Origin of the sequence: Thermogemmatispora sp., from assembly GCF_019683755.1 — a bacterium.
Classification (GTDB): Bacteria; Chloroflexota; Ktedonobacteria; order Ktedonobacterales; family Ktedonobacteraceae; genus Thermogemmatispora.
On sequence record NZ_JADGHT010000215.1, the window covers coordinates 1 to 8,000 of the forward strand.

The following is an 8,000-nucleotide window of genomic DNA, read 5'->3' on the forward strand; positions in this document are numbered from 1 at the left end:
GGCTTAGCCCCCGCCCGCCGCCCCGGGGCCGGGGGGGGGGGGCGGTGGCGGGCCCCCCGCCACTTGCCCCAACTGCCGCCGGAGCCTCAGGCGGCGGGGGCAACTGAGGCCCGCTCTCGCCCCCGCTTGAAGGTGTGGCCGCATTCGCGGCAGACACGACTTCTCTGGGATCAGAGTGATTGCTAGCCATCTCTCCTCACACCGCTTTTTGATGCAGCCCTCAATGCTACCAATAGGCCTGCTCCCTCCTTGCCCTGCTCGCCTTCCTCGCAAAGACATGCCATCTATCCTGGTCCCCCCAACCTTAGCCCGTGGGCTTATCCTCCTATGGTCACTGCTTCCTTTGGCCTATCGGCTCCGGCTGTCCTAGTTTGCCATGAAAAACGCTCGCTCGTTGCTTGTAGTGCTGGGCGCATTATAGCACATTTTCACTGAACAGGAAGTAAGCTATTGTACTATCTCTATGTGAACCCGGCATAACCTGGCTTGTCCAGGCTTCGCATAGGCCGACAGGTACATCGCTGGCCCGCCTTGCAGCAAGGCCAGCCAATCCAGTCTTGTCGTGCCCACGGCAGTAGTTCATTCCTCCGCTGCTCGTCGCAGTGGCAGTGGACGCTCAGAGACGGCTGCTGCATGCGCAGGAAAACCCTCGAATTCGGCCAGAAGCCGCGCTGTCCCTTGCAGAGCCTGGTAGCCGGCTGGCGTGACATAGGCTACTCCGGTACGCTTCAGGAAATCATGGACAGAGGTGGCTGAGAAAGTATGAGCAAAACCACCGGTTGGCAGGATGGCATTGGTGCCTATACAGTAATTGCCAAGGCAGATGGGAGTAGCAGGCCCAATGAGAATCTCGCCTGCGTTGCGCAGTTGCGTTAGCAGGGCAAAGGGGTCACGTACCTGGACCTCCAGATGCTCGGGCGCATATTCGTTGACGAAAGCTATAGCCTCGTCCATATCGCGTGTCAGGATGATCCCTCCCGTCCCCTTCTCTTCTTCCAAGACGGCTCGGCAGAAGGCGCGTCGCCATTCAGGGAGAGCGGCAATCTTGGCTGGAAGGCGCTGTTTGACGGCCTCGGCTAGAGTCCGATCAGGCGTGACGAGCAAGCTGGAGGAGTCGGGCCCATGCTCGGCTTCGATCAAGAGATCACGCGCGACCAATTCGGGATCAGCGCTGTCGTCGGCCAGCAGAATGGCCTCGCTCGGTCCCGCAGGTAGCCCGACATCGACGACTCCGTACAGCAGCCGCTTGGCGGCAGCGACATAGCCGCTGCCCGGCCCCATGATCTTATGCACACGCGGAATGGTTTCCGTGCCATAGGCCAGAGCGGCAATGGCTTGCGCCCCACCAACCCGATAGATTTCATGCACACCACAGAGGTCGGCTGCCACAAGGGAGGCCGCATCAATCCCGCCATCAGGACCAGGAGGTGTGCAGACAACGATGCGCGGTACTCCAGCGATGCTGGCAGGCGCGGCCAGCATGTACATTACTGAAGGAAAGGCCCCTTTGCCACGCGGTACATAGAGACCGACACTGCTGATCGGTGTTACCCGCTCTCCGGCCATGACTCCAGGCATGACCTCGGTATACCATTGCTCATGGGGCAATTGCCGCTGATGAAAAGCTTTGACGTTTCTAATGGCCTGCTCCAGAGCTGCCCGTACCTGGCTATCTAGTTGGCGATGAGCAAGCTCGATTTCCTCTGCGCTCACGCGGAGGCGCTCTGCACTCAAGACAACGCCGTCAAAGCGTGTTGTATACTCCAATAGAGCGGCATCGCCACGCAGACGCACGTCCTCTATGATTGGGCGTACGCGCTCTGTTATCTCCTCAATGCGCAGCTCAGCGCGGCGCAGTAAACGCCGACGCTGGGCTGCATCCATTGTCGTCAGCTCATAAAAATGCACCATTACTTACCAGACTCCGACAAAGAGATTGCTGTTTTTGCTTCCCTTCACCACGCACGCCTGCTGTGATTTCGCCTGGACTCAGCTATGCTAGCATAGCTCCCGTGCCACGCGCCTGGGCCAGCGCGTCAGCGCGTTGCGCGGCAGCGACATCGCTCTTCATCCAGCGTGCCCCGAAGATGCCGATCAGCCCAGCCAGTGCTAGCATCGGTACACAGGTCACCAACAGCGCCTGACGCAGATCCTGACCAGCGATATTGTGGGCGAAATGGCTACCATGGGTTGGATCAAAATGTTGGGCCAGGACGCCCACAAGCGATGGCGCAAAAGCATCGCCGAGCAAGTGGGCTACCAGCAGCGACAGGGCAACCGCCGAGGCGCGTAAGGCCGAGGGCACAGTGTCTTGAATGGCCGCTGTGCACGGTCCATTATAAAGCAAGATGAGCATGGCTGTGATAAAGAAAAAGACCATGAAAGCAGTAGTACTACGGGCCGTCACCGCTAGGGCAAAGCTAGGCGCGCAGAGCAAAAAGCCGATGCCACAGACAAGAATACGAGCCCCCGGATGGAAGGGATTCAAGATATCCGCTAAGTAGCCACCGATGATCAGCCCTGCGATGCCAGCAATCACCACGACTACACCTGAGAGCGTCGCCGCCTGCGCGGCTGTCAGTCCTAGAGCATCCTGTTGATGTAGATAGACTGGCAAAAAGGTGACACTCGCCCCCTGGGCGTAGAAGGCAAAGGCCTGGACGAGAGTCAGCACGATTAAGCTACGAATTCTGAATAGAGCAACGAAGTCTTGCCGAAGCAGACGCCACGAAATAGCGATAGGCTCTTCTATCTCCGCCGGCGCTGGGGGAGGCGTTGCCGCTGTCTCGGCGAGTGAGGCGGCGATTGCCTGCTCCATATCGCTGGCCTGCGCGCGCATACTGTTCTGCTGCCAGCGCCGTATGAAGAGCAAGCCACCAAGAGCGAATAGAGCAATGACTAGTACCAATACCACGCCGATGATCACAAAGGCCAGAGCGATTCCCCAGTTCTTCAGCACTAGACTGCTAGCCCCCCCACCTAAGATAAAGCCTCCCAACAGGTAGATCAGGGCCTGGAGCACTGACTTTCTATGGATCTGTACGAGAGAGGAAGCTCTCTGCTCTTCCTCCGTCGACCGTGCGCCAGCCTGTTCCGTCTCCATCTTCTCTCGCTCATCGGCTTCATTGCGCCTCGGCTCCCGCAGGCGCCAGGCCAATAGAGCAAGTACCAGGCCGGGAATACCGGCGATCAGGAAGGCAAACCGCCAGGTTCCTTTTCCTAGGCTGGCCAGGAAGCCCCCAAGAACGTAACCCACCATCAGACCAATCATCGAGCCAGCTCCCCAGCGACTCATGATCTGTGCCCGCTTCTTACGGCTATAGTAGTCGCTCAGTAAAGCTGTACCGGCGGGATAGTAGCCGGCTTCACCAATGCCCAAGACCATTCGAGAAAGAAAGAGGGCGACAAAATTGCTGGCCAGGGCAGTAAAAGCAGTAGCCAGGCTCCAAACACTCACGCAGAGCGCCACCACGTTCTTGCGCCGTGTGCGATCAGCCCAGATACCAAAGGGCAACGTTCCTAGTGTGTAGATGATAAGAAAGGCCGAGCTAAGATAGCCAAGCTGGTCAAGGCCTAATCCCAGTTCCTGGCCGATGATGGGGGACGCACCTATGAAGATGTAGCGATCCATGTAGTTAAGGAAATTAATGGAAAACATGATCATGAAGACATAGGTCGCATAGCTGGAGGTGCGCCGTCTGGAGGCTCCCAGGTCGGCATTGACGGAGGGAGCAGATGGATTCATAGAAAACCTCCTCGCAAGGAGATAGGCAGAGAAGCCGAACGACAACTCCAAAAGGACTGACCTGAGCACACTCTATCACAGATTCTGAGTCGAGGGAAGGGCGGAGCCATGAGGATTTCGCTCCAGGCGCAGCATTTCAAGAAAACTCCAGGTTTTCAAGTCACGCTCCAGATGAAAACGGAGGAGATCATACATTACGCGCTCGATCTCCAACAAGAGGGAGGCATCGAGGTGCCAACGGGGGACAGCCTGCCACTCGCTGCGCTGCAGCACGCGCAGCACATGTAAGGCCTTGACAGAGAGAGGACGACTCCAGAAGCGTGAGCAACGAGGGCAAATGGCTCCTCCTAACGCGGCGGAGAAACCATTTTGCTCTGGGCGTAGCTCAGCAGCACAATGGGCACAGGCCCGGAAAGCCGGTTCGTAGCCTACCTGGCTCAAGAGGTGAATCTCAAAGTAGCGCAGCAGTAGCTGAGACACCGTGTGCAAGGGATCACGCGTCCCGTCAACCGCTTCCTTTTGTTGCGACAGAGCGGCGTCACCGTCGAGCGCACGCAGCATCTCCAGCATGAGAAAGTAGACCCGGCTGTGCTGAGTATGCTCTTCAAGGAAACGGTCAACCAACTCAGCCAGGTAGAAGCCACAGGTCATATGCCACTGGCTCGCCTTCAGATCAAGGAAACACTCGCGATTCTCTGCCTGCGTTACGATATCCAGATCGCGCCCAACAGCTAGTTGTAGCTGACTATGACAGAGGAGTTCTAGATGACCAGCGAGCTTACTTGTCGGACGACGCACACCTTTAGCCACCGCCTGGATCTTGCCATGAGTAGGAGTGAGGAGCGTTACAATGCGGTCGGCCTCGCCAAGGTTAATCCGCTTGAGGACAATTGCTCTTGTGGAGTAGCTACGCTGCTGTCGCATGCGCTGGAGCCCTTAACAATAAAAAAGACGTGATCTGCTGTCACGTCTTCGCACCTGAGAAGAGGAGGCGACGAGCGGATTCGAACCGCTGATCGGGCTTTTGCAGAGCCCTGCCTTACCACTTGGCCACGTCGCCACACCTGGAGCGGGAGACGGGATTCGAACCCGCGACATCTTCCTTGGCAAGGAAGCGCTCTACCACTGAGCCACTCCCGCATGTCAGATTAGAGAGGAGTTCTCTAACCTTGTGCCTTTAAGATAGCACATCTCTGGCGATTTGTCAACGGGTGCTGACCCAAATTCCAGAAATTGCTTTGCCTTCCAATGGGGAGAGGCAATGGAGCAAAGGAGACAGCTCCGGCAAGGCTCCTTGGCGGAGCCACGTCTGTTCTTCTGACAGGCCCAACCCCAGACGCCTTATCTAGCGTAATCACCCTGACCAAACTCCGGCGTAGGCTAGGGCCATCGTAGCCATTCCCTCCCCGCGCCCAGGTTAGCTAAGTTTCACGGCGAGGATCGCGGCATCCTCACACTGGTTCTCATCGGGCCGCCGTTGCGAGCAAGGCAACGATCATCTTCGGCTGACACAACCTCAGGTTTGCCTCTCCTCGAGCTTTCCTCTTCCGGGCAGCTCTAGGCTAGTGCATCACTTGTGGAGCACAAGAGACGAGAGCACAACAGGTGTTTGCTCAGGCATGACCAAGTACCAATGAGTCAGCTATCAGGCAGTTTCTCGAGAGTGTTTCTCCATATGCTCGTATTCATAGAGCACATTGGAGGCGGCCACAAGAGCTGCGGTTTCCGCGCGAAGAACGCGGGGACCAAGTGAGACAATGAGGGCGCCACGTTCACGAGCTAGCGCCACTTCCTCGGGAGCCAATCCGCCTTCGGGGCCGATAAAGAGGGCAACCGTTAACGAGCCGTTCAGCAAAGCTTCCTGCACCTGCTCTTGGCGAGTACGCAAGGCTGCGCGCATACTGAGCAGTTTCTCTTGCTCCCACGGCATCACAATCAAGGCATTGGCAGGAAGCTCAGCTAACGCCTGGCGGAGATTGCGTACAGGGAGCAATTCGGGGATACGTGCCCTGCCGCACTGTTCTGCTGCCTCTTGGAGAATACGTCTCCAGCGCTGGATTTTTGCAGCACCAATGGCTTCCAGACCCACCTGTGATCGCTGGCAGCGCAATGGTACAAATGCGCTGATACCCAGCTCCGTCCCTTTCTCTAGTACCCACTCGAAGCGCGCCGATTTCAGCAGTCCTTGATAGAGCACCAGCCGGAGGCAGCCCTCGCCGCTGCCCTTACGCCGTTCGAGAAGCTCTACTTCGACGCCGGAGCGCCCAGCGTGAACGATCCGCGCCTCAACCTCATCGCCAGTATTATCGAGCAGGAGCACATGTTCATCAAGGGTAAGCCGCAAAACATCGCGAACCTGATGGGCCACCGCCGCGGGCAGCATGACCCGGCGCTTTGCAGGCCGGCTGGTCTGGGTTTGCGCCAACAACTCAGGTGAGACAAAGAAACGGTGCATAGCCGCTTATCAGGTCGCCTTGCGCATGACAAAGAGCAACCAGTCATCGGTCTGTATCGTAGCCAGGGGGCACAATCCGGCTTCTGTTAAAGCTTGCTCAACCTTATCACGGTGTTCCTGCAGCACACCAGAGGCAAGCAGCAGGCCACCTGGTGCCAGCACAGTGGCCATGAAGGGTGCCAATGAGCAGATTACTCCAGCCAGAATGTTCACTACTATTAGATGGTAGCGACCGGCTAAGGCCTGGCTACGTTCTTCATCAAGGGTACCGTGGATTACCTGAATGCGTCCGCCGAGATGATTGCGCTCTACATTTTCACGGGCACTGGCCACAGCCACATCGCTGATATCATAGGCATCGACCTCATCGGCTCCTAGCAAGGCCGCAGCTAAAGCCAGGATACCCGAGCCTGTTCCCAGGTCAAGTACACGCATACCTGGCTGAACGCGCTTTTCCAGCTCCTCCAAGCACATCCTGGTTGTTGGGTGCAGGCCGGTACCAAAGGCCATGCCCGGGTCCAGCGTCATCACTACCTCGCCTTCAGCCGGAGTGTACTTACGCCATGATGGACAAATGACGAGGCGCTGGCCTATGTGCGTTACATGATAGGACTCCTTCCAGGCCGTAGCCCAATCTTCCTCGCGAATCAGGCGCGTCTCTAGTTCTCCCACAAGCCCAGTACCAATGCTCGCCAGATGCCACAGTCCTTCGGCAATGCGCTGCCGGGCCTCTTCCTCCTTGCCATCGACTGCGAGATAGGCATGAATCTTCACAGGATGACCAGGCAGAATGCGATACTCCTGTCCGTCATCAAGCAGCTCAATTGGCTCCTCAATGGCCACACCGCCATGAGTATAACGCATGAGGAGTTCGCTGACGGACTCAACCGCCTCTGGGTGCGCTTGTACCGTTAATTCTATCCACTGCATCGCATCTCAATCCTCACCTTAATCAGGTAACGCCCTATCACTCTCTCATCCCACGGGGTCGCGCGATATTCTATTATGCCATCAGCAGGGGCTGCACGCAACGCATTACCCCTGCTCGTGGAAGATCAGGGGAACAGTTGATAGACAGATAGGCAACCAGACAGCCAATCAGGCAGGCAGTACGCAGTTGGGTATCCCTTACTTGTCCATGTACCCATCCCTGGGGCCTGATCTTGAGCTTAGCTGGCCGGGCTGGTCGATGCTCTGTTCCCCCTGCACGCACTAGATGGCGCAGCGTACTTGCGCTGTCTCGGCTAAAAGACTGCCGGCTCTGTATACTCTCCGAAGACTGAGCGGAAGACGTCCATGATCTCGCCCAGGGTGGCATAGGCCTTCACGGCTTCAATGATGGCCGGCATGGTGTTCTCGGTGCCTTCGGCTACACGGCGCAGGTTGTCGAGGGCCTTCCGCACAGCCGCTTGATCGCGTTCCCTCCTCACACGGTTTAGACGCTCCAGATGGACACGCTCCCCTTCACGATCGATGTAGAGTGTGGGTACCTTCATATCTTCTTCCATCACATATTCATTCACACCAACAATGATGCGCTTGCGCTGCTCTATCTCTTGCTGATAGCGATAGGCAGATTCGGCGATCTCTCGCTGGAAGAAGCCGTTTTGGATACAAGCTAGCACTCCTCCTAGCTCCTCGATGCGCCTGATATACTCCCATGCCGCTTGTTCTGTTTCATCGGTTAGCTTCTCGACAAAGTAGGAGCCGCCGAGGGGGTCAACAGTGTTGGTGACGCCGCTCTCATGGGCGATGATCTGCTGTGTACGCAGGGCAATCAGGGCAGCTTTCTCTGTGGGG

6 protein-coding genes and 2 tRNA genes are annotated in these 8,000 nt (G+C 57.2%); all 8 read right to left on the minus strand.

All coding sequences use genetic code 11. The annotated features are described in order from the left end of the window. Positions 1-579 precede the first annotated feature (579 nt). Entirely contained in the window at positions 580-1,911 is a 1,332-nt protein-coding gene (gene hisD, locus IRZ24_RS13575) for a histidinol dehydrogenase (protein WP_297165145.1), read from the minus strand. A gap of 82 nt (positions 1,912-1,993) precedes the next feature. Beyond that, positions 1,994-3,745 carry an MFS transporter gene (locus tag IRZ24_RS13580; RefSeq protein WP_297165147.1) on the minus strand — a complete coding sequence of 584 codons (1,752 nt, stop codon included), beginning with the start codon at positions 3,743-3,745 and terminating at the stop codon, positions 1,994-1,996. Positions 3,746-3,820: 75 nt separating this feature from the next. Next, positions 3,821-4,669, minus strand: a complete 849-nt coding sequence (gene recO / locus IRZ24_RS13585) for a DNA repair protein RecO (RefSeq protein ID WP_297165149.1) — start codon at positions 4,667-4,669, stop codon at positions 3,821-3,823. Between the two features lie 65 nt (positions 4,670-4,734). Then, positions 4,735-4,805: transfer RNA gene (locus IRZ24_RS13590), tRNA-Cys, on the minus strand. 5 nt (positions 4,806-4,810) lie between these two features. Continuing rightward, positions 4,811-4,885: transfer RNA gene (locus IRZ24_RS13595), tRNA-Gly, on the minus strand. 505 nt (positions 4,886-5,390) lie between these two features. Continuing rightward, positions 5,391-6,200, minus strand: a complete 810-nt coding sequence (locus IRZ24_RS13600; protein WP_297165151.1) for a 16S rRNA (uracil(1498)-N(3))-methyltransferase — start codon at positions 6,198-6,200, stop codon at positions 5,391-5,393. A gap of 9 nt (positions 6,201-6,209) precedes the next feature. Continuing rightward, complete coding sequence (gene prmA, locus IRZ24_RS13605; RefSeq protein ID WP_297165153.1) at positions 6,210-7,130, minus strand: 50S ribosomal protein L11 methyltransferase; 921 nt, start codon at positions 7,128-7,130, stop codon at positions 6,210-6,212. A 314-nt stretch (positions 7,131-7,444) separates the two neighbouring features. Further along, positions 7,445-8,000: methylmalonyl-CoA mutase family protein (locus tag IRZ24_RS13610; protein WP_297165155.1), on the minus strand; the 556-nt coding region annotated here is incomplete at its 5' end.

Coding starts and splice junctions, on each gene's coding strand:
- hisD (WP_297165145.1), bottom strand. CDS start 1,911: ATGGTGCATTTTTATGAGCTGACGACAATGGATGCAGCCCAGCGTCGG.
- IRZ24_RS13580 (WP_297165147.1), bottom strand. CDS start 3,745: ATGAATCCATCTGCTCCCTCCGTCAATGCCGACCTGGGAGCCTCCAGA.
- recO (WP_297165149.1), bottom strand. CDS start 4,669: ATGCGACAGCAGCGTAGCTACTCCACAAGAGCAATTGTCCTCAAGCGG.
- IRZ24_RS13600 (WP_297165151.1), bottom strand. CDS start 6,200: ATGCACCGTTTCTTTGTCTCACCTGAGTTGTTGGCGCAAACCCAGACC.
- prmA (WP_297165153.1), bottom strand. CDS start 7,130: ATGCAGTGGATAGAATTAACGGTACAAGCGCACCCAGAGGCGGTTGAG.